This is a genomic window from Photobacterium proteolyticum, from assembly GCF_001939735.1.
GTDB classification, from domain to species: Bacteria; Pseudomonadota; Gammaproteobacteria; order Enterobacterales; family Vibrionaceae; genus Photobacterium; species Photobacterium proteolyticum.
Genome location: NZ_MJIL01000088.1, coordinates 1 through 20,881 on the forward strand (window position 1 = coordinate 1; position 20,881 = coordinate 20,881).

The following is a 20,881-nucleotide window of genomic DNA, read 5'->3' on the forward strand; positions in this document are numbered from 1 at the left end:
CGGAATCGGTGATCGGTTTAAACCGGAATGAGCGATCGGATAATCCCGGAATCAGGGGTCGCAATACTCCGGAATATGCAACTACTTTCATGCTTTCAATGCCATCCATGGGATTAAGCGTTATTAAGCCGTCGCGTTGAGCTCGACTGAACACTGCTCGAAGAATGGTCAGGAACTCATTGATGGTTTTGTTCTTATAGCGTTTATGCAGCTTACCAATGGCATCATGGATGTCACTGTGGTTGATGTCTTGAATCGCGCGTCGACGAAAGAGTTTCTTCAGCTTAGACGCTTTGCTTTTCTCTGCAATGTGAGTAGAAGGAGCACAGATAGATTTACGTTGCTCTTCATATTTTTCAATGAATAGATTAAGGGTGTCCTGATTGTTTAATTTCAACTGTTTTCGCTTAGGCAGCTTACTGCTGCTCTTCATTTTGCATACAGCTTACAAGCAGAAAAAGCAGAAGTCACACCTGAAAGTACTAATAATATCAGCTAGTTATTATAATTTTTTCAGCATTTCCCTAGTTATCAACCAGTTATTAATTTTGAGCTTTCGATAGTAGCCTACGGGTAATGAAAAGCGATAACTTGCATAACTTGAAGTAATGTAACCACTTTTTTGTCAATTGAAAAACTACACTTTTTGCCATGAATAAGTGACAGCCTCACACACTTTTTCCTATGAAAAAGTGTGTATTTATAACTCAAATAAAGATTAAGTGACTGTTATTAAATAGATTTTCATCACTTCTTATTTATAGCAAACTTTTTCGATTAACCAACCAAAATCGACATTAGAAAAAGTAATTCATTTATCTCTGTGAAGGCGAGCAACGCCCCTTGGAGTTACTCGCTTTGTGCGAGCTACTATTTCCAGTGTAAGGGCATATAGTCTATTTGGTTTACTACCTCGGCTAACGTTTCAATTGGTAGCCGTTTACCATAACGACCATAAGTCATGCTGTGGTTGGCATGCCCAACGATTTGGGCTGTTACGTGCTCAGGAACATTTTGCTGTTTAAGCTCATCAATAAAGGTATGGCGAAAACCATACGCCGTCGGCCTTTGACCCGCTTTCATGCCTATAGCAGTTTGATACTTGCCAATTTTGCTACAGTAAGACTTTGACCAATCATCAAATTGATTTTGTGGCTTGTAACTGAATAACTGTTTGCGCCCCATAGCTCTAACTTTCTCGACATAATCAAGAAAGCCTTTGTCTATCAATACATGATGAATTGGAACCTCACGGATACTGTTGGCATTTTTCACATACTTGCCTTCTTCATCGACTGAAATCGAAAAGTAATCAATACCATTCTTTTGTCTGATATCTGTAATTTGAAGCTGACAAGCCTCCGCAGGACGCAGTCCCGATAAGGGTAAGATTTTCGAAATCCACTGAAACTCTTCATCTTTTTCCACGAAATGGGGTGATTGAAAAAAACGCTTCATGTCGGTTAGTGACCATCTGGCTCTTTGTTCATCAATACGTTTATTTGCTTTCTTTTGAATTTTTACGTCTTCGAAGGGATTGATTTGCGTGTAATTCATCAACTTTAAGTATTTAAAGAACTGCGAGCATGCCGCGAGGTACTCTTTATTTGTTTTTACGCTTCGCCCAGCTTTCAGAAGTTCATCACGATAAGTCAAAGCGTGTGCTGTAGTGACTTCAGCAGCACCATTAATGGGAGTACTTTCAATGAAACATTTAATACGAGCTTCTAGCTGTTGGATGGTTAACGGTCTTACTTCTTGCAACTGTTTAGACTCAACAAAAGATGCCAGAGCATCTTTTAATGGGACGATAGGGCATCGCTTAGACACTGTGGGCTCAGGTGAGCATTCTGAACTTGTAGGGCGGACTGGTGTCACGATAGTAGATGTAACATCAAGCCCTTCGATAAACGTGCTTCTGAGAGTATTGATAAGCTCATTGGCCGCTATTTTGAAGTCTGCGGGATGTGTTTGTGGGGTAATGCTCTCGATAAGCTGTTTGAGCTCAATGGCAACAGTAAGATTACGGAAAGAAGCAAGTTGGCGATTTTTGGTGAGTAAGGAAATTTTCAGATCAAATGGGAAACCAAGATCTCGAAATTTTTTTGGTAAGCAGATACGTGTGTAGTAGTTATGATTAGCGGTCTTGAATAGGTACATTGTCTCAGTCAACCCTGTGGTTTGACTTTGCACCCTTCAGATATGAAAAAAGCCGTTGATAATCAACGGCTTTTTTCATTTTTGAAAGTGGCGGAGAGATAGGGATTTGAACCCTAGATACGCTACAAACGTATGCCGGTTTTCAAGACCGGTGCTTTCAACCACTCAGCCATCTCTCCGTAAGTGCGGCGAATGATACGGTAGCTTTTGGGTTGTGTAAACCCTTCAATCAACCAACCGCACACCTTTTGATCAACCATTCCTTTGCGTGCACAAAACTCACTCTGCCACAGTAAAAAAGACAGAAAAAAGCCCTCAGTGAATACCTCACTGAGGGCCTTGTAATAGCCAGATCTTTATTACAAACTCATGATCTTTTTGAATTCTTCTTCTGAGTATTTCTTCTCGGTACTCTTGGTCAGATCTGTCATCATCTTGTAGCGAATTTCTGTCGCCATCGTCAAGGTACGCTGCAACTGGCCGTAAGAATAGTCAGACGCCATATTCAGTGCTGCTTGCTTATCTGATTGGTACAAAGATTTCAGCGTCATATCCAAACTGCTCACCTGCTGGTACAGCTTCGTTTCTTCCTTGTCCCAGGTAGCTTTGAGCATCGGTAGGTACTTATCTGGTGCCGCAGAGGCTAACGCTGTCAGGCTACGGAACTGCCAGTAAGCCGACTGATCCGAGTAGGTATCACTTCCTGTCTGATACGGTGTCGGGTAATCCTGCAGGCTGGAATACAACGGAACAAGTACCGACTCAGGTAATACCCCAAAACTCTGCCAAATCAAGCCTTGTAGCTCCTTCGGCATGTCTTGGCGTAGCTGGATAATATGCGATTCCAGCTGGCGCTCGACGCGCATCGGACGCTCGCCATTCGCTTCTAGTTGAGTGCCTTTGTAGGTAGCACCAAGCACATTCGCCACATCCTGAACAGAGATCTTCTGATCCGGCTTCATAAACAACGGATACTGATCCTGGCGGGTTGGCTGCTCATTTGATGCCGATAGCATATTTTGTCCCAGCCACTCACGGTCGATGTTATACACATCCCCGGTTACCCCAAAGGCCTTGGCAAAGTTAAAGGATGCCGTGTCAGCCTGTTCAAGCAGTTGATGCTCTTCGACGAACTCGACAAGACCGGCAGAATGCAGCACATCCTCGCTGGCAAGATCAACACCATGGATACGTAAGCCGTTGGCAATCATCGCGTAGCTGTCATCCGGTACTTTGACCGCAATCCAGTGGTGCCCTGAGCCAACCTCAACCAGCCATGCCTCGTCAACATCAGCGATATACAGGCTGTTGCCTTCACCGGCACCATACTGTTCGATGTATTTTCCTAACAGCTCAACCCCTTCCTTCGCCGTTTTCACCTGCGGCAGGATAAGCGTCGGTATAATGGCTTCGATGATACCTTTTTCAACTAAAGGATCGGCCGCTTGCGCCTTGTCGTTCACCTCGGCACTTGTCGTTGCTGAAATCGCAACGTTATATTCGTTTATCCCGCGCTCTTCATAAAACTTTCCGTCACCATCGACCGTGTTGGCGTCCCAATCAGGAATGGCAGAGTAGCCATAGAATTTCGCAGGCATTGGCACAGTCAGACCATTTCCTAACGTCCAGTCACCGGCTTCATTGTCCTGTGCCGGGCGATAAGCTAAATATTTATTCCAGTTGTTGATACCAAAATCTTCGTTACGGGCAATCATGATGCTGCCATCAACAGATGCCCCCTTGCCCACGATAAGGCCAGTACACGCGCTGGCACTAAAGCTGAGCGCAGATAAAACGGCAGCGGATAACAGAGTCACAGACATTTTTTTCATCGTACATCTCCATGTAGGAACGAGTCTCAAGATGAATATATATTCACTTATGGAATGATATTTATCCCTTTTATGCTAATTATGTCAATAAATACCACCAAAGCAGTGTATATCTCTGGCCTTTTGTTTATTGTTTAGCCGATCACGCTATTAAAAATATAAAGATCGGAATAATAAAAGTGAGAGCAGACGAAACCTCGACACGCAACTCTTATGCATTAAGGCCAGTATAAACACGATAGACATAGCGCCCAACCGGAAGAATAAAGGGCATTATCGAAAAAGAAGAGAGTTATAACGGAAGTTCATCTGGCGGTTTAAGAGAGTAATAAACCGCCAGTTTACAGTGTAAAGCTTACCTGGTTGCTCAGGCTGCCAGAGGAAGATACATGATATGCTGAGGCCCTGCCGGCCCGCCCAGATACAGTGATTCAGAATCCAGAAAACCGCAAGAAAGATAGAGTGCCCGAGCTGGCGTATTGCGTTGATTCACAGTCAGAACTAGATTTGAAACCGAAGGGTAATGAGCGGCCACATAATCCCCCATCAGCTGGCATGACTGACGCCCAAAGCCTTTCCCCTGATGACGGACATCAATGAAATATGCCCGCAAGCCCAACTCACCAAATTGGCTAAACTCAGGGTGGTTTGCAAAAGAGTGATCAAGAATAAAGAAGCCGAGGATAGTGCTATCAGCCTCGTTATCGCCAAGACATATAACATGAAAATCTTCATTTGGCGCCTTGTTCTTAAGCGTATCCGAAATCGGCAAAACAAAGTCAGACTGATGATCGGAAACCGCCAGTTCACACAAAAGACGGCGATCATTCTCTTCCATCTTTCTAAGTGTTAGTCCACTGGCAAGGCTTACACGTTGAGTCCCTTTATGCTTGGCATACCCACCCACTTTAACAGCCTGAATAGTGCCACCTTTTTGCTGGATCGATGCCGATATTAACGAGGTGCGCTTCATCTTGCGACCTTGCTCGAATTCATACTGATACCCCAGGAACGGACGGTGCTGGGCAAGATAACAGGCCAATGCGCCACTGGCGCTGCCTGTTGCAGATTCTTCGGGGATCCCGAACAGCGGAGCAAAGTTTCGACACCGGGCAGTAAAATCAGACCAGGAGCTTAATTCGAAAAGATGAACACCCACCAGCTGTTTATCACGGCAGTAATCTGCCAGCATGTCATTATCAGGGGCAATATCATTCAGCGTTCCCGGCATCACAGGAATAATCGCATCAGCCAGCCCGGTGGAAATCACTTCAACCGGCAGCCCGGTGTTGGTGATCACTTCAGCAGGAACGCCCAATGCTTCAGCAACCTCAAACACATCCAGTTCACCGCCAAATACAGGTAGTTGCTGTTCCATTTCGATATGGCCGTCTTGAGAAACAACAACATCCAATATGCCAGCTTTGGTCCGCTGACTATACTGCCCCGCCTCAATCTTGCCTTGGCCGAACAGTTCCGAAAACGTGGCCAGCGTTGCATGACCGCAATAGTCAACTTCCGAGGTCGGAGTAAAAAAGCGCACATGAAAGTCACACTCAGGATCTGGCAAGACAAACGCTGTTTCCGAATAGCCAACCTGCGCCGCTATTCGCTGCATCTGTAACTCGGTCAACCCTTCCGTGTCGAATACTACACCCGCCGGATTTCCGCCCTTTCCGTTGAAAGTAAACGAGTCAACAAGATATACATCTCTTTCCAAATCTTTACCCTCTACCTTACATGGCTGTAGTTTTTCTAGTTATACCCAAGCTACCTCTAAGCCCTGCATCGTAAGGGAGCTTGGGTATATCCACTTATCCTGCCTCAGCTGCAGCAAAAATAAAACCACTTTGGCGTGCTACTTCATCAGGGACTCAATAGCACCCATACCAATTCTTCCACTCAATGATCACACAAACTGTTATTGAACTGTCACAATCTCCCCTCAGCATACTGCGCAAACTGATTAATTAATCAGAAATTAATAACTTTCTCGACCAACATCATAATACGTTGCTGTTCAAACAACGCTACACTATCTGACTCTCGGATATCCACCAGGGATTTTGTGACAGCAAAACCAGAAAGCAACGTTAAACGCTCCAAAGTAATATCGTCCGTAAAAAAAAGCCCGCCCAGGATAGCCAAGGCGGGCTTTCTACGTGTTGTCTAGCGCTACTTCTTAGCGTTAGGCGCGGATCTGGCGTACCCGGAATGAACGGCCTTTCATTTTGCCGTTTTCCAGTTTTTTCAATGCGACGCGAGCCACTTCGCGATTCACGGCAACATAGGCACACATATCAAATACATTGATTTTGCCCACTTGGTTACCGGCAATGCCATTGTCACCGGTCAGCGCACCCAGAATATCACCCGGACGGACTTTCTGCTTCTTGCCGCCGCCAATTTGCAGGGTAACCATTGCCGGACGGTGAGTGGGTTGATCGAGCAGGTGCAGCGGAGGCAACTCCTCACCTTCAATCGTCTTGTCCAGATAATCTTCCAGCAAGGCAATCTTGTAATGCTCTTTGTCGCTAAAGAACGAGCAGGCAATTCCCTTGCTGCCAGCACGGCCCGTACGGCCAATACGGTGTACGTGCACTTCGGTATCACGGGCAACATGGTAGTTGATCACGGCATCCAGCGCGTCGATATCCAGTCCACGGGCTGCCACGTCTGTTGCCACCAGCACGGAGGCACTCTTGTTGGCAAAACGCACCAGAGTCTGATCGCGCTCGCGCTGCTCAAGATCCCCATGCAGGGCAATAGCACTAAAGCCATAATGTTCCAGGTCATCAGCCACTTCCTGCGCTTCACGCTTGGTATTACAGAACACTACCGCCGACTCCGGACGGTGCTGAGACAGCAGTAGACGAAGACCTGTCATTCTGTCTTCGTTGCTGTCTACCTTATAGAAGTGCTGCTGGATACTGCTGTTATCATGGGTTGATTCCACCTTTGCCATCACCGGCTTATACATAATGCGCTTGGCAATCGACTCGATCTGCTTTGGATACGTTGCACTGAACAACAATGTTTGACGACGCTCTGGTGCAGCATCGATAATCTCATCGAGGGCATCCTGGAAGCCCATTTCTAGCATGCGGTCGGCTTCATCAAGGATCAGCATGTTCAGATCATCAAGATTCAGGTTACCTTTACGAACATGCTCTTCCACTCGTCCAGGTGTGCCGACAATAATGTGCGCGCCGTGCTCCAGCGAACCAATTTGCGGGCCAAACGGCATACCGCCACACAGGGTCAGCACCTTGATATTATGAATCGCACGGGCCAATTTGCGGATCTCTTTGGCTACCTGATCTGCCAGCTCCCGTGTCGGGCACAGTACCAGTGACTGAACACGAAAGCGTTTTACATTCAAATGGTCAAGCAGTCCCAAGCCAAACGCTGCCGTTTTGCCCGAGCCAGTTTTTCCCTGCGCAATCACATCCTTACCCGCAAGAATATACGGCAGACTCTGCGCCTGAATTGGCGTCATCGCTTCATAGCCAAGCGAAGACAGGTTTGAAAGTAATTCTGGTTTCAGATTCAGGGTTGAAAAAGCAGTCTGGCTCAAGGGATATATCCTATGTGATGCTGGAACGTCTGGCAGCAGTAAACCGTTAGCGTACAAGACGCCGTTTTAAGGGCTGCGACACTACCAGCCTTTGGCGGCAAAAGAAACAATTTACTGGGATAAAGAAAACACCAAGGCAAGAAGACATTGTAATGTCATATCTGAACCTTGGTGTTTGGTCATGCTGCTAATACGCGACGTATTGTAGTTGTTAGTCGTTAAGAGTCTGGTACATCACTTCCGTCATTTCACCATCGACATCACCTGACAATTCCCAGGTAAACATACCGGCCAGCCCTTTTTCCTTGGCCCACTCGGTTTTGGCTTTCACCGAACGCTTATCCTCAAACGAGATATAAACCTGCTTCTTCGGATTCCACAGGAATGGCGCTTCAGAGGCTTCATCATAACCGTACTGATAGCCTTGCTCGGCGGTATAGTTACGTTTCAGATCCCAGTACATAAAGTAGCCCGGCTCCTCGATATCGGTACCGAAGGATGCTCCTTTCTCTGACACCAGGTTGCTGGTCGGCAGCTTACCGTCAAAGCCTTCCGTTCCTTCCCAACCTCGCCCGTAATACGCTGCGCCCAGCACCAGTTTCTCAGCCGGTACACCAAGCTCAATCATCTGCTCGATAAAAACATCCGCACCTTGTCCCCACCAGCTACGTTTGGTTGCATGAAGGTTGGTCAGGTGACCAGTTTGCGCCCCCCAGCCACCAAGGAAGTCGTAGGTCATCGCAAACATGTTATCCATGTAAGGAGCGGCTGATTTCCAGTCGATCTGGGCAGCCTTGTTACCAACACCAATGGCGGACGACAACTCATAATAACGATCAGTTTTGGCCGCCAGTTTGTTCAGCTCTATACGCAGCGTTTTGACCAGGTAAGAGAAGGCCTCGCGCTCAGCAGCCTGCTCCTCGGCACTCAGCTTGGTATCAGGATTCCATGGCGAGGTTGTCAGGCCACCGCCCCCCGGATACTCCCAATCAAGATCTATCCCATCAAAGAAATCATACTTGGCAATCAGCTCCACCGCTGTTTTGGCAAAGTGATCAATGTGGGCGGTATCTTTCGCCATCGCATGAAAGGCTTCTGACATTGTCCAGCCACCGAACGATGGCAGAATTTTCAAATCCGGGTACTGCTTTTTCAGTTCAGTGAGCTGAGCAAAATGTCCTTTGTAAGGGACACCGGTACTTACCTCGCCAAAATCAATCTCCAGTGCCGCTTTCTGATCGACCACAACCGCCGTAAAGGGAGCCTGCCCCTGGCAAGCTCCGGCAACCTGTTTCTGTACTTTTTCACTCGCCCCATCATGCGGACCGCACATACTCAAAAAAGCGTAAATCACATGGGTTAACTTATCCGCAGGGATATCATCCACCGTGTACGGATTAGCCTCGTTATCGTACTGCCAGTCAGCAAAATAACCCGCTACCACAGGTTGTTCGGCAGCGGCAGGAACAGCCCAGAGACTACAGGCCAGCAGCCCGCATAGTGTCCTTTTCATAAACACTCCTTATTCACGTCAATAAAGGGAAAAAACGTAAAAACATTACAAGGTGCGGGCATTGCTAAGACCACCCGGCCACTTGGTTTTTATCAAATTCACCCTCTATCATTTGCGAAAAATATTAACTAATCAGAAAGTTATTAAAACTGATTGGCTGATTTTCGAGTCACTTCATGAATACCTTGTTGTTCGCTGTATCACGCTGCGAAAAAGTCATACGGCCTCCACGAACACAAACTTGGCGATGCTGCTCTTTAAATGAAAAAGCCTCCATTCTTGTTAGCCGTAGCTAATCAAAAATAGAGGCTTGTAGATACCAACCGGTTTAGGAAATACCGTTACTCGTTCAAGAATCTGGCTATCTGCTGATACACCTGCTCACACTCTTCTTTGACCAGATCTTCCATATTCAAAAACGTATGAATCATGTCATCGAAGTGAACATGCTCTACCTTCCCCCCTTCGGCACTGACTTTCTCGCAGTAACTTATTCCTTCATCACGTAACGGACAAAACTCAGCCGTAAACAGTAAGGTCTCTGGCAGCTTCAACGTAAAGCGTCCGTATAGGGGGGAAGTCTCCCGTCGGTCTTCACCATGTTGAAAATAGCTGTCGAAGTACCAGGCGATTTTGCCTTTTTGCAGTAAATACCCCGTTGCATTTTGCTCCATCGAGCCTGAATCCATGGTGTAGTCCAGGCTGGGATAAATCATCACCTGTTTGCGGATCACGACATCATCATCATACTGTGCCTGCCCGCTAACCGTCGCGACCAGGGCACCACCTGCCGAGTCACCGGCAACCGACAAATCACGCCGGTAGTTAAGTGCACGCTCATCCAGCGTTGCCCAAAGATTTTTAACGACACCATAGGCATCGTTGACACCGGCCGGATAAGGGCACTCGGGAGCCAAACGGTAATCAACCGAAACAACAATATGCCCGGTAGCGTTGGCCAGCTTACGACAAATCGGATCATATACCGTGACACTCCCCCCCATATGGCCGCCACCATGATAATAAACCAGTACCGGCAACGCCTGCTCGGGAGCAGGATGATAGATTCGAACAGGAACTGAATAGTGCTCACTCAATACCAAATCATCTTGTATCCAGGAAACATTGGGGATGTCGGTAATCAGGGCGCGGGTTAAGTTCGCTAACCCCTCTCTGGCATTCGTTGCTGTCGGTTTGAATCCATTCTCAATTAATACAGCTACCTGCTGGTTAAAGTTATCAAGCCACGGTTGTAGTTTCGGGCTAACTTGGCGCATAGCGTGCTCCTTATGCTTTGCTGATTGCGTGATGAGTGAGCGAGGGTTTCTTGCCAGTTTCAGGCAAGAAGAAGCTGGCCAGGAAGAAGGTCGACGAACAGGCCACGGCAAACGTGGCTGAGAGGGCAATATTACCCGATACATCGGCAATCACGCCCGCAAGGTACATCAGCACAGTTTCAATCATGTAAGAAATTGACCAGAACATCCCGAAAATCACCGTGATCCGGGCAGGGTTCATATCCGGCAGCTCCTGAGGCAGGGTAATAAGCGCCGTCATCGGCATAAACATAAAGAACCCGGCCATAAAGGCTGCGCCATAGGCCACCGGTGCACTAACTGTGCTGATCATCAGGGCCGCGAACAGCGTCATGGCAAGACCACAATAACGGATCACGGGAACACGCAGCGGATAGCGTTTGGTGATCATGATTCCCGCCACTGTACCCACCATACCGGCACCGATCATGATCGACGACAGGTATTTGGCTTCGGCAGCAAAACTCGGCACCAGCGGGAACAGGGCAAACACCGCGATATAACAAAACAGCAGGCCAGAATAGGCAATCGGTAACCAGAAGTTAACGGGCTCCTTAAAACCATCTTTCAGGGTATAAGTTTGCTGCTCGTTCTTGTTGTCTGTGCCGCCAACCAGCGAGAAATCATCACTGATGAACCACCATACAACCAGAACAGCCAGGCTGGCCAGGGAAATCAACACAATCACATTTTGCCAACTCTGAAATGTCGACAGCAACGAGCCTGTCAGCAATAGCGCCAGCAGGTTGCCAGTATTAAATGCCGCAGCATTAATGCCATTAATCATTGGCCGCTCTTCGGCCGAGAAGTAATTAATCACAATAGGATTAAAATAAACGATAGCAAATGCGCCACCGAACCCCATCACCAGGCGAGAAAAAACGTACAGCGGATAGTTGGAGGCAAACGCACCAACCACGCCGGCAACTATCAGTACAGAGGCAAATGCAAACGCCTTTTTCGGCCCCATTTTTACCAACAGCCAGGCTGCCGACAGGTTACCTATAATTTTAGCGATGGTGATCGCGTTGGTCATCCAGGTCGCTGCCGCCATACCTTCAATGTTGTAGTAGGCCATGATGTCTTTTGTCATCATCGAACCCGCTACCCATGACATTGCAAACAGTGCATAGGTCATGAATATCACAAATTCAATCAATTGTTTTTTGTTCATATCCGGCGCCTTCCAAGGTCATTAAATATTATTCTTTTCAGGACTTATACTACCGAATTTATAAAGCTGGATTATCCCTATTCCGCAATAATGAATTGTGTGATCTTGTACGGCATGTAAACTATATAATTGTTTTTTATATTATATTTCGACCCAATACAAAAAGCCCTGCACAAAGGCAGGGCTGTCATAACATGCTTTTTTGAAATTATGGCGTCAACGCTTTTAGCGCCTCCAGATTAACTCTTTCCTGATAATCAACGCCATCAAGCCAGAAACCATTCAACTGCATAAAATCCGTTTTGTATCTTTGGTAGTCACCCACCGTCGTAAAGTTCTCCGGGGTGATCTGTGCCATTAACTGGCTTACCTGACGCTGTACATCGTCGTCCAGCTCCCAATCATCAATACGGATCAAACGCTTCTCATCAACAGGAACATGCTGATGTGGCCCATAGAGTCGTTGTGAATACAGACGCTGCATTTGTTCAATACATCCCTCATGCACCCCCTTATCCTGCATCACCTTAAACAGTGCCAGAATATAGGGTGAAAACGCCGGGATGAAGACGCTGGCCTTAGTCACCAATGCCTTACAAACCGAGACATACGCCTCTCCGCCAATCCGGGCCAGTTTGTCATTCAGTAAATCACCAGTGGCATGAAGGTGAGTTTTTGCTCTACCTAGCGTCCCTTTATGATATATCGGATAAGTTGCTTCAGGCCCAATATAAGAATAGGCAACGGTTTTACAGCCGTCGGCCAGTACGCCGGCTTCCGACAGGATATCTATCCAGCTTTCCCAGTCCTCACCGCCCATGACCTTTTTCGTAGCTTCAATCTCTTCTTCTGTGGCGGTATCTATGATCATCGGCTCCATGGTGTCGGTTTCGATATTAATCGTCGGGCCGGTAACCGATTCGCCGATCGTCTTGATCGACGAACGCCACATTTCGCCCGTCTCGGGATCAGGTCTCACTCCCGTTGCCAGGCTATAGACAACCAAATCAAGCTTGCCGCCAAACTCCACCTTGATATAATCAATCACCTGTTGCCTCATCGACGTCGAAAAGGCATCGCCGACAAAGTTCTTGCCAACAAGACCTTGTTTCTCAGCCTCTTCACGAAAAAAGATATTATTATACCAACCAGCCGTTCCGACCCCCTTCTCGCTTGGCCCACGTTCAAATGAAACCCCGATAGTGTCAGCATTCGAGCCGCCGAACGCCAGTGCGATACGCGAGGCCAACCCAAACCCGGACGAGGCACCGAGAACCAGCACTTTCTTGGGACCGCCAACAATCGGCTCTGCCGAGCTGACGTAATTAATCTGGTTTCTGATCGCCTGCTGACAGCCATACGGGTGCGCAGAGCGTGCAACGACCCCTTTCACAACAGGTTCAATAATCATGGGTTACTCCTAACTATACAAATTCGGTTTTCGGGGGCATTACTGTGGTTACACCTTGCCACAAGGTCACTCGTTATGTCACCTGCTCAAATTTTAACTAGGCCGCAAAGCCTGCTTTTATCGCATTAAAACGCAGTGTTTCTATACTGAGCCCCATCGGTGGCTCGCAAAAGATACGCTCATCCATTAACCTCAACTCAGGGCTGATAACCGGGCTAAACGCCATCTGGGCCAGAATATCCCGTTCCAAATCGATTCCGGGAGCAATCTCGACAAGCTCAAGGCCCTGCTCGACCAGTCTGAAAACGGCCCGCTCGGTAATATACACTACTTCTTTGCTATTCTTCCGGGCCACATCAGCGGCAAACGTAACCTGCTGCACCTGTCGAATAAATTTTTGAATATGCCCTTCTTGCACTATCTGCAACCGACCATTTCCTGTTTTGACATTCAACTTTCCGGCAGTAAAAGTCCCGCAAAAAAACACCTGCTTGGCGTTCTGGGTAATATTGATAAATCCACCGCAACCCGCAATTTTCGGCCCGAAGCGGGAAACATTGAGGTCCCCGTTTCGGTCGCACTCGGCCAGCCCCAGAAACGCCTGGTCGATCCCACCGCCATCATAAAAATCAAACATCTGATCCTGAGTGATCACAGCCTCCGGGAAAGCTGCCGCCCCGAAGCTTAATCCGCCAGCAGGTGTGCCACCGATCGCCCCGGGCTCTACCGTTGCAATCATTTGATCGGTGATCCCCTCCTCATCGGTCACGGCAGCAATCACTTCCGGCACACCGATACCGTAATTAAGGATGGCCCCCTGACTCAGCTCCATCGCAGCCCGGCGGGCAATGATTTTTTTTACGTCAAGCGGACGAGGCCGGGACACCCGACTTACAACTTCACCACGACCGCAATAGGCCGGGTTCATTGGCTCGGCAAATGTCTGCATGTGACTATCGTCATCGGCAACAACAACGGCATTCACAAAAATACCGGGGATACGTACCTGCTGCGGATCCAGCTCTCCAACTTTGACGAGTTTCTTAACCTGGACAATCACCGTGCCTCCCATGTTGGTAACCAACTGGGCCGCAGCCAGATTTTCCAGAAACAGACACTCATCTTCCATGGTGATATTGCCGTTCTCGTCTGCCGTGGTCCCTCTGAGCAGCGCGACATTGGCATCAATGCGCTTATAAAAAAGATAATCCTGTCCATCAATATCGATCAACGATACCCGATCATCGCCTGTCACTTCATTGATCTTGCCGCCGCCTCCGCGAGGATCAATATAGGTTCCCAACCCGACATGGGATAACGTTCCCGGCTTACCGGCAGCCGAGTCACGAAGCAGTTGGGCAATCACGCCCTGCGGGAAGTTATAGCCGGCAATTAGGTTCTCGTTGGCCAGTTTCTGCAAGCGGGGGATCAAGCCCCAATGCCCGCCACACGCCATGCTAACCATCCCGGGATATGACAAATGATTGACCGCCCGGTCAATGCCATCCCCTTGTCCGGCGGTAAAATACAGCTCCAGGCTACGGGGATGTCCACTAGACAGAAAGCGCTCCCCAACCGCCTTCTCAATGGCTTCCGGCACTACCGCGCCAATAAACCCACCTAAAATCACTTTATCTCCATCATTGATCAAAGATGCCGCTTGCTGGGCCGATAACACTTTTGCCTTCATCGCATTTTCCTTCAGAGACAGAATCTAGGGAGCAATATCGACTCTTAGCAAGGCGACATTGATATAATGGATAAAGTGTATGGTCTCAAAATTAATGAAAAAATAGGCAATACGCGGAAAGATAATTGCAATATCGGGCTAATTGATGCGTCGAATATGAACTAAATAACAAACTTTTCTGGCTGGCCGAAATAATAGTGATGCAATTTACAGAGCGGAGAGGTTACATCGGCTCTTCGCTAATTTCTCGCACGCGCTTAATCAGATAATCTTTAAAGTTTGCACAACGGACGGGCATCTGCTTGCGCGGACGAAAATACAAGCTGAACTCAAAATCACTATTAATATAATCATCAAGGACAGGCACCAACCTTCCATCCTCAAGCTCTTCCTTGATCAAGGTAACTGGAAGATAGGCAATACCGCCCCCCGTTAAGGCTACCGTTTTTAAAAACTGACTATCTTCAACTTCGACCGTCTGAGCAATATCAACAGTAGTAAATTCGCCGTCTCGCTCAAAGACCCATTTGTTGCCTCCCACCAACGTCGAGGCGTACAGGCAATTATGCCGCTTCAAGTCTTCAGGCACTTCAGGCTTAGAAAACATTTCTATATAACTGGGCGCACAACACGCAGTGAGCGGGTAGCGCAGCAAAGAACGCTTGACCAGCAGACTGTCTTTTTCCTGAAACCCCTGATAAACAGCAATGGCGCGAATGGCAAAATCAATTTCATCAATATGATCCATATCGAATGCGGTTTCAATTACCCGAAAAGTAACATGAGGATGATCGAGCAGATATTCACCGACAATTTGACTCAGAAAGTTCTTCGCAAACAGCGGTGTGCTCGCAATACGTATCACTCCGCGATCATCATTTCCCAGATTTTGGATTTCAGTAAAAATATCTTCAATTTCACTATTTACGTTATCAAAGCGCTCAAATAGACGCAGTCCGGCCTGAGTAGGCACAACCTTGCGGGTAGAGCGCTTAAGCAGACTGACACCCATATTATCTTCCAGCTCTATAATCCAGCGACTGCCAGCTGATGCCGAAATGCCATACTGGCGAGCAGCTACACTGAACGAGCCAGTACGAACAACATAGAGAAAATAGACAATCTTATCTAACATAGAGGCACCGTGATTATTGCGCAAACAGGATAGACTATTTTATATACGGATTAATTTTAAATTTCGACAAAGAGTTATCAAAACTCATACTTCTGATCGCATAAAATGAAAACTAAAGAAATATACACATCACTATAAAGAAACTAATCACTAATTATCTTTTGTTTGCTCAATAATATTCACCGAACGACTCATTTTAATTACCGCTTTCTAAGCAATATAGTTTTTCGAGATTTACGATAAACACTTCTATATATTCCCTAAATTTAAATACCCAGCAGAAAGGACACCGGTTTATCCCAAATCCTCATAATTGAAATGCGTAAATGAAGGTAAAACATCCCCTTCCTATCGCTTAGCATAACGTTTTGAACACATTTGATTAACAAGCAATCTATCAAGAAAAGGACTTCTTTTCTTGCCGTGAACATGTCGAGGGAAATAATGACATTAAGTATTTTGGGTATATTTGCATCATTAATTATATTGATGGTGCTGGCCTATCGCGGTGTGTCTGTGATAGTTCTCGCTCCGCTAACGGCAATGCTAGCCACCATTTTTTCCGGTGACTTTCCAGCCATTGTCGCCTATACAGAAATATTAATGAAAGCGATGGCTGGTTTTATCGCGCTATATTTTCCGGTCTTTCTAGTTGGTGCAATATTCGGTCATGTGATGGGCGTATCCGGCGCTTCAACCGCTATTGCCAACTTCATCTCAGCCACATTCGGTAATGACAGGGCAATACTGGCCGTTGTCTGCGCGACGGCTCTGTTGGTATACGGCGGAGTATCCCTATTTGTTGTCGTCTTCGCGATTTACCCCATTGGCGTTTCCATCTACAAAAAAGCAGACGTGCCCAAGCGCTTGCTGCCTGCCTCGATTGCTCTCGGTGCCTTTACTTTCACAATGACAGCCTTACCCGGCTCGCCGCAATATATCAATACAATGCCAATCCCCTACTTCGGGACAACAATTTATGCGGCCCCGCTCCTTGGCATTATCAGCTCTGTGATCATGATGACACTAGGCATAGTATGGCTAACCCGACGGGCCCGAAAACTTAATGCAGCCGGTGAAGGTTATGGGGTTCACGACGCCGATAAAGAGATCCAATATAACGACAATACCAAACTACCGGGCTTTGTATTAGCCATTGTCCCTATTTTGCTCATCTTTATCCTTAACTTCGCGCTCACCAATTGGTATTTCATCGAATTTGCCGCCAACTACCTTCCAGCCATGAAAGCATTAGGGAAAAGCCAGATCAACGGAATATGGCCGGTAGTGATTTCACTGGCTGTTGCTATCGTAGCCAGCTTTATTTTGTTTCGGGCCTATATCCCCAGCCCCAAAAAACAACTGGAAAAAGGTGCACTAGGTTCCTTACTGCCAATTATGAATACCGCTTCCGAAGTCGGTTATGGCGGCGTTATCAAGGCACTGGCTGCATTTTCTGTTTTGCAGGCTGGCATTGTATCAATGGACATCTCGCCGATTATCAAGGTAGCTATCTCCACCACCTTACTGGCCGGTGTAGTCGGCTCTTCTTCAGGCGGAACAGCTCTGGCACTGGAAGCACTCGGGGAGTCGTTTAAGACCATGGCACTAGAGCACGGGATCAGCCTCGAAGCCTTCCACCGCATCGCCATTATGGCCGCAGGTGGACTCGACACATTACCCCACAGCGGGGCGGTTATCACCTTGCTGGCAGTAACGGGCCTTTCACACCGACAGTCTTACAAAGATATCGCTATGTGCACAATCGCCATCCCCCTCTTTGCCGTTGCTATAGCCATAGCCCTTGCCATGTCCGGGATCACCTAACTGGCCCTTACGGCAACAACTGTTCAGGCTCAGATCACCAACAAAAAATGCCAGTCGAAACGACTGGCATCATTGCTCAGAAAATTCGCGCATTCCATCGTATACATTACACTTTGCAAGAGGCTTATCGATGTTGATCCAATATCAGCCAAAGAGGTGGTTATGTTTAGCAAGATTATGGTTCCTGTCGACTTAAGGCATGAAGAACAGCTTACTAAATCACTGGATGTGGTTGCCAAACTGGCAAAAGTTTATGGCTCCAAGGTTGTTTTTGTCGGTGTTTCACTGGCCGCTCCGACGGAGATATCTCGCAACCCCGAGGAATACAAAGCCAAGCTCGCACTTTTCACTCAGGAACAATCTGATCTCCACAACATTGATGCCGAGAGCCACCCGATCTTCAGCGTCGACCCTACTGCCGACCTCAACAAGAAGCTCCTTGACGCCATTGATGAAATTGGCGCAGACCTTATTCTCATGGCCACACATATCCCCAATGTCAGCGACTATATTTTTGCCAACCACGGAAACTACATCTCAGACCACGCGGATATCTCAGTGTTTCTGGTTCGTGGTTAATGCTAATAAGTTAAAAAAACAGACTAATATTAATATCGCCACAACAGGAAAGATCATTCACAAGGATTGTAATATGCAACTAACTGAGATTATGAAGTTTAAAATCGTGCTCGCACCAATGTGGGTTAATGGTTTTATTTTTATCCCTTCGACTTTGTTTGTCTGTTTTCTATATTACCTTGGAGAACCCTACATCTATGAGATCATGTCAGATCCAATCACATATTTCGACGGAGAAGTTTGGACTGGTTTTGGTAGTAATATCGGCATTTTCATATGGGCCAGCTCTTCTGCAATAGCGATTTTTTGTGGTATCGCTACACTTCACGCCCGCGAAGACAACACTAAACCTAAATTTTTGATATTATTAGGCTTACTAACATTACTACTAAGTTTGGATGATCTATTTCTCATTCACGATATCATACTGCCTCACTTTGGTATCAGTGAATACATTATATATACTTTTTACGCTTTTTCTGGATTGTATATTGTCTTTAAATACTTAAACATCATTTCTAAAACAGAAAATTTCCTATTTTTCATCGGCGGAATTATGTTCTGCATGAGTATATTCATCGATGTTATCCCAAGTTCACCGCTACTGGGTTTCCTTGAAGATGCAGTTAAACTTATTGGCATTTTTGCCTGGTCCGGATATTTAATACGAACATCACTTCTCTTTCTTAATGACTGTATTTCCCCTGCTTCAACGTAACTTTAACCGCCCCATCAAATCATATAGCAACCTGTTGCTATTCATACAAAAAGCTCAGAGCAGTCAATCACTGCTCCGAGCTATTCTATTTCTCAACACGATACCATAACTCTTAACGACGCTGACACGACGTACAGCCTCGGCAGGCTGATCGGGTATGAGGATCCAGGCGGCTTCGCTGTACCTTACAATAGGCATTTTTAAGTGCACGGCGGGCTGAAAACCAATCGTCAGGCTTTGAAATTAACAGGTACCCGTTAAAACGCTTCACCAGCTGCGTACGGTATTCATTGATAAAACGGCTATCAAAATCAATTTCAAAATACTCAAGTGCCTGTTCTATAGAGGTAAAACTGGCGATCTTTTGTAGGATATCGGTCTGGCTCATACTCTAAACGGGTGAAATAGTTTCCGCCAGTTTAGAAGAGCAGCCAGGTTCAATCATTGATGTAACACGTATTTTGCTCAAAAATCTATATTCTACCAAAGGCACTGTTAGTATTTACACTCTCAAAGACTACGCTCATAAACAGCGACCGTGTGTCGAACGGCCGCTTATTTATTATTGTATCGATTAAGTATTATGAACCGGTGCGGTATCTGCCAATTCACCATTTTTATTAAACAGGCCTTCGAGCATTAACGTGATAGCACCGTCACCTGTCACGTTACACGCCGTACCAAAGCTGTCCTGCAATGCAAATATCGCGATAAGCAATGCGACACCGGCGGGGTCAAAGCCGAGAACGCCAACAACAATTCCCATAGAGGCCATAACCGTTCCTCCCGGTACACCTGGTGCGCCAATAGCGAAGATCCCGAACAACAAAATAAAGACAACCATGGTGCCAACTGAAGGGAGTGCACCGTATAACATCAGCGATATTACCATCACGAACAGAGTTTCTGTCAGCACGGATCCACATAGGTGAATCGTCCCACCCAAGGGCACCATAAAATCCACCGTTTCTTTGCTAAGCACCTTAGATTTCCTTGCGCAGCTCAAAGAAACCGGAAGCGTTGCCGCACTAGACATAGTCCCCACCGCGGTAAGATACGCCGGGCCATAGTGTTTAATGACTTCCCATGGATTTTTACCAGAAATTATACCTGCTATCATGTACAGCACCGTCAGCCAAATGAGATGACCCACCAGCGCCAGAACAACAACCTTCAAAAAGACCGGCAACTGCTGGGTCAAAGTGCCCTCATAGGCCAATCCGGCAAAGGTAGCAGCAACGAAAAAAGGCAGAATCGGGATAACGACAGACTTAATAGCCATCATCATCATTCTCTCAAATTCATTCAGCGCCTTTTCCATAATCTCAGCTTTTGTGCCCAATGCCGTGATCCCCAAAAGGATTGCCAGCACCAATGCTGACATCACTGACATCACCGGCGGTATCGATAACTTAAAACCGGCATCCGGTAATTCATGCAAGCTATCAATAACATTAGGCACTGAGAGGTGAGGTATAATGACCAACCCGGCAAAATAAGCAAAACAAGCCGCTCCTACCGCAGACAAATAGGCAATCCCAATCCCGGCTCCTAACATCTTATTCGCGTTGTATTTAAGCTTGGTAATCGCTGGAGCAATAAATGCAATAATAACCAGTGGCACGGTAAAAAATATAAACTGTCCTAGTACATACTTTGCCGACACAATGATAGACATCATGTCTTCACTGGCAAATAACCCAATAAGTGAACCAACACTAATACCTAGGAGTAGTTTGATTATCAGAGACCACTCGCTTTTTTTACTTTGTTCAGACTTCATAACTTATTAATTCTCAAAGATAACAACTTAAAAAACTATCAAATGAGTAGATGCTCTACTTTTCTGACCTATTTTATATACTCCAATCATTAATAAATGGAGAGGTGTCACCATTTAAATAAATAATTACGAGAGATTCATCCTTTAATAACCCTCATTATCTTCC

Annotated in this window: 15 protein-coding genes, 1 tRNA gene and 1 pseudogene; 3 read left to right on the forward strand and 14 right to left on the reverse strand. The window is 46.6% G+C overall.

The features are described from left to right. The 12 genes and pseudogenes from BIT28_RS19325 to BIT28_RS19380 all read right to left on the reverse strand — a co-directional run. Positions 1–433 (reverse strand): annotated as a pseudogene (locus BIT28_RS19325) (hypothetical protein); the annotation flags it as partial. A 437-nt stretch (positions 434–870) separates the two neighbouring features. Further along, entirely contained in the window at positions 871–2,160 is a 1,290-nt protein-coding gene (locus BIT28_RS19330; RefSeq protein WP_075766589.1) for a tyrosine-type recombinase/integrase, read from the reverse strand. Positions 2,161–2,248: 88 nt separating this feature from the next. Next, positions 2,249–2,339: transfer RNA gene (locus BIT28_RS19335), tRNA-Ser, on the reverse strand. Between the two features lie 180 nt (positions 2,340–2,519). After that, entirely contained in the window at positions 2,520–3,992 is a 1,473-nt protein-coding gene (locus BIT28_RS19340; RefSeq protein WP_075766590.1) for a C69 family dipeptidase, read from the reverse strand. Between the two features lie 367 nt (positions 3,993–4,359). Then, positions 4,360–5,712, reverse strand: coding sequence for a PhzF family phenazine biosynthesis isomerase (locus BIT28_RS30290; RefSeq protein ID WP_075766591.1), 1,353 nt, complete (start codon positions 5,710–5,712; stop codon positions 4,360–4,362). Positions 5,713–6,180: 468 nt separating this feature from the next. Next, positions 6,181–7,569, reverse strand: a complete 1,389-nt coding sequence (dbpA, locus tag BIT28_RS19350; RefSeq protein WP_075766592.1) for an ATP-dependent RNA helicase DbpA — start codon at positions 7,567–7,569, stop codon at positions 6,181–6,183. Positions 7,570–7,780: 211 nt separating this feature from the next. After that, the gene (locus BIT28_RS19355; protein ID WP_075766593.1) at positions 7,781–9,082 is read right to left on the reverse strand and encodes a glycoside hydrolase family 18 protein; all 1,302 of its coding nucleotides are present in this window, start codon (positions 9,080–9,082) and stop codon (positions 7,781–7,783) included. 341 nt (positions 9,083–9,423) lie between these two features. Further along, positions 9,424–10,359 (reverse strand): alpha/beta hydrolase, encoded by a 936-nt coding sequence (locus BIT28_RS19360; RefSeq protein WP_075766594.1) that lies wholly within the window; start codon positions 10,357–10,359, stop codon positions 9,424–9,426. A 10-nt stretch (positions 10,360–10,369) separates the two neighbouring features. Beyond that, positions 10,370–11,572: an MFS transporter gene (locus tag BIT28_RS19365; protein ID WP_075766595.1), complete on the reverse strand. Its 1,203-nt coding sequence runs from the start codon at positions 11,570–11,572 to the stop codon at positions 10,370–10,372. 208 nt (positions 11,573–11,780) lie between these two features. Then, positions 11,781–12,983 carry an enoyl-ACP reductase FabV gene (gene fabV, locus BIT28_RS19370; protein ID WP_075766596.1) on the reverse strand — a complete coding sequence of 401 codons (1,203 nt, stop codon included), beginning with the start codon at positions 12,981–12,983 and terminating at the stop codon, positions 11,781–11,783. A gap of 97 nt (positions 12,984–13,080) precedes the next feature. Next, positions 13,081–14,673 carry an acyl CoA:acetate/3-ketoacid CoA transferase gene (locus BIT28_RS19375; RefSeq protein ID WP_075766597.1) on the reverse strand — a complete coding sequence of 531 codons (1,593 nt, stop codon included), beginning with the start codon at positions 14,671–14,673 and terminating at the stop codon, positions 13,081–13,083. Positions 14,674–14,896: 223 nt separating this feature from the next. After that, complete coding sequence (locus BIT28_RS19380; RefSeq protein ID WP_075766598.1) at positions 14,897–15,808, reverse strand: LysR family transcriptional regulator; 912 nt, start codon at positions 15,806–15,808, stop codon at positions 14,897–14,899. Between the two features lie 444 nt (positions 15,809–16,252). Here BIT28_RS19380 and BIT28_RS19385 point away from each other — a divergent pair, with 444 nt between their 5' ends. The 3 genes from BIT28_RS19385 to BIT28_RS19395 all read left to right on the forward strand — a co-directional run bounded on the left by BIT28_RS19385 (position 16,253) and on the right by BIT28_RS19395 (position 18,932). Continuing rightward, a complete protein-coding gene (locus BIT28_RS19385; RefSeq protein WP_075766599.1) occupies positions 16,253–17,635 on the forward strand; it encodes a GntP family permease in 1,383 nt (460 codons plus the stop codon). Positions 17,636–17,797: 162 nt separating this feature from the next. Further along, the gene (locus BIT28_RS19390; protein WP_075766600.1) at positions 17,798–18,214 is read left to right on the forward strand and encodes a universal stress protein; all 417 of its coding nucleotides are present in this window, start codon (positions 17,798–17,800) and stop codon (positions 18,212–18,214) included. Between the two features lie 73 nt (positions 18,215–18,287). Further along, the gene (locus tag BIT28_RS19395) at positions 18,288–18,932 is read left to right on the forward strand and encodes a hypothetical protein (RefSeq protein WP_075766601.1); all 645 of its coding nucleotides are present in this window, start codon (positions 18,288–18,290) and stop codon (positions 18,930–18,932) included. A 112-nt stretch (positions 18,933–19,044) separates the two neighbouring features. Here BIT28_RS19395 and BIT28_RS19400 read toward each other — a convergent pair whose 3' ends face one another. After that, positions 19,045–19,320 (reverse strand): nitrogenase-stabilizing/protective protein NifW, encoded by a 276-nt coding sequence (locus tag BIT28_RS19400; protein ID WP_075766602.1) that lies wholly within the window; start codon positions 19,318–19,320, stop codon positions 19,045–19,047. 186 nt (positions 19,321–19,506) lie between these two features. Further along, positions 19,507–20,715, reverse strand: a complete 1,209-nt coding sequence (locus BIT28_RS19405) for a dicarboxylate/amino acid:cation symporter (RefSeq protein ID WP_075766603.1) — start codon at positions 20,713–20,715, stop codon at positions 19,507–19,509. Positions 20,716–20,881: the final 166 nt, after the last annotated feature.